The organism is Diplocloster modestus, from assembly GCF_019042245.1.
Classification (GTDB): domain Bacteria; phylum Bacillota; class Clostridia; order Lachnospirales; family Lachnospiraceae; genus Diplocloster; species Diplocloster modestus.
Map to the genome: position 1 here is coordinate 1 of NZ_JAHQCX010000036.1, position 1748 is coordinate 1748.

Consider the following 1748-nt stretch of genomic DNA (forward strand, 5'->3'; position numbering starts at 1 on the left):
GCTGCGGTACTCTCGTATGATAAGTAGCGTCCAGCGCGATATAACTCATATCGTTGGTGGCGTCTGCCATGGTCTCAGGGTCCACGCCGCCGATCGTCAGGTTCTGGAACATGGGTACGCCCCGGTAAAAATCTGTATCAATCCAACTGCGCACCTTATTGCACGTATAAATCTGTAAAAAGAAGTTCTCTGTTAACTCGACCGCCAGCTCCTTCGTCAGCGTTCCTTCCGCTATACCCGCCTCATAGTACGGCTGCATGAACTGGTCGAAACGTCCGAACGATACGCCCGCTCCGCTGTCCTCGATCTGGATGCAGATGTGCGTCAGGATAATGAATTGCAGCGCCTCTTTGAAACTGCGCGCCGGATTCTTCGGCACATGGCGGCATATCTGGGCCATCTCCAGAAGCTCCTGCTTCCTTACCTCATCGGTTTCCTCCGCCGCCATCTTTTCGGCAAGGTCCGCATACCGCGCGGCAAATTGGATGACTGCGTTGGCGCTGATGATCGCCGCTTCATAGAAGTCTTTTTTCTTTACACATTCGGGGTCGTTCTTGTAATCAATTTTGGAAAGCCCCTCCTGGCACTGGTTGATAATTGTCTGCAGACCGTTCTTAATCAACCATGGATGATCCGGCGCAAAATGTCCATCACCGCCCTGGAAATAGGTGCCGATATCGGCGGCTTTTAAGTCATAGTGCGTTGCCAGCGCTTCCTTCGGAAGCCTTGTGCGCAGCATGTCGGTAATTGTATTGCCCTTCCACCAATCGCATATTTCCTGAATCACCGGTTTATCCTCTTTGTGGAGTATGTAACGGTCAGCCGGACGTTTGTCAAGCGGATACGGATCCTCATGAATCATTTCTTTCTCGACCCATTCCACCTCATATTCTGGAAACAGCGGTGCCCAGCGCGGATGGGACGCCTGATTGCCCGCGAACAGGCTTCCCGGCAGAATGTAAATACTCATGTTCTGCAGTACGTGGTTAATCGCGTTGGCCCTGAGAATGATCGGCGCCTGATCTGTATGGTCTCTGTAATAATCAGTAATTAATTTACCTCTTTCCACGCAAACACCGTATTTGGAAGCTGTGATATATTTTTGCAGCTTGTCAATTCGCTCTGATCTTACCGGCTCCGTTGAAATCTGATAAGAATCTGTAATTGCCATAATCTCCTTCCTTTCTATCGCTCACTTGTACGATTTGTATATTTTTGAGATAATTAAATTATATCAATTGTGTATTTTTCTAAAACCCAATATATTTTGCTAAAGGTGTATAATTTTTAGATTTCAAGTTCCCACTTTCCCACCTAGTGTGCTGACATGTTCATGTCCTAACGAAAAGCGCTGATTATTTCGTCACTCTGCGTTCATCCGGAGAACCATTAAGGATAATGGACGAAAACGTCCCGTCTGAATTCGGTTTCTTCATTCCATTTCCAGACGGGACGCGTCGATGTAATAAGAAGTTTGTACTGCCTATATGTATATCTGTATGTTTTACCTAAGCCAGTTCCTCGGGGCTGAACTTCAAGTTATACAGCGAGCCGCAGGAGAACAGTTCGTTGCGCAGCTTCGCTACGGAGGCGATCGCCGCCGTGGGCCCGCTCACATCCGTTCCTCTCATAGGCGACTGTCCGTCCGCTACCGGCATGTAGGCATCGCGTCCGTCCGGTGTAGCCCCGCACACATGACCGAACGGTGTGTTGCTGGATACGGTGCTTGTGGAGCAGTGCAGTGTGCC

At 49.3% G+C, this 1748-nt stretch carries 2 protein-coding genes; both read right to left on the bottom strand.

What is annotated here, in order from left to right; genetic code table 11:
- Positions 1 to 1171: pyruvate formate lyase family protein (locus tag KTH90_RS24665; protein WP_275061502.1), on the bottom strand; the 1171-nt coding region annotated here is incomplete at its 3' end.
- A 337-nt stretch (positions 1172 to 1508) separates the two neighbouring features.
- On the bottom strand, positions 1509 to 1748 hold a 240-nt coding region (locus tag KTH90_RS24670; protein WP_238727616.1), incomplete at its 5' end, for a glycine radical domain-containing protein.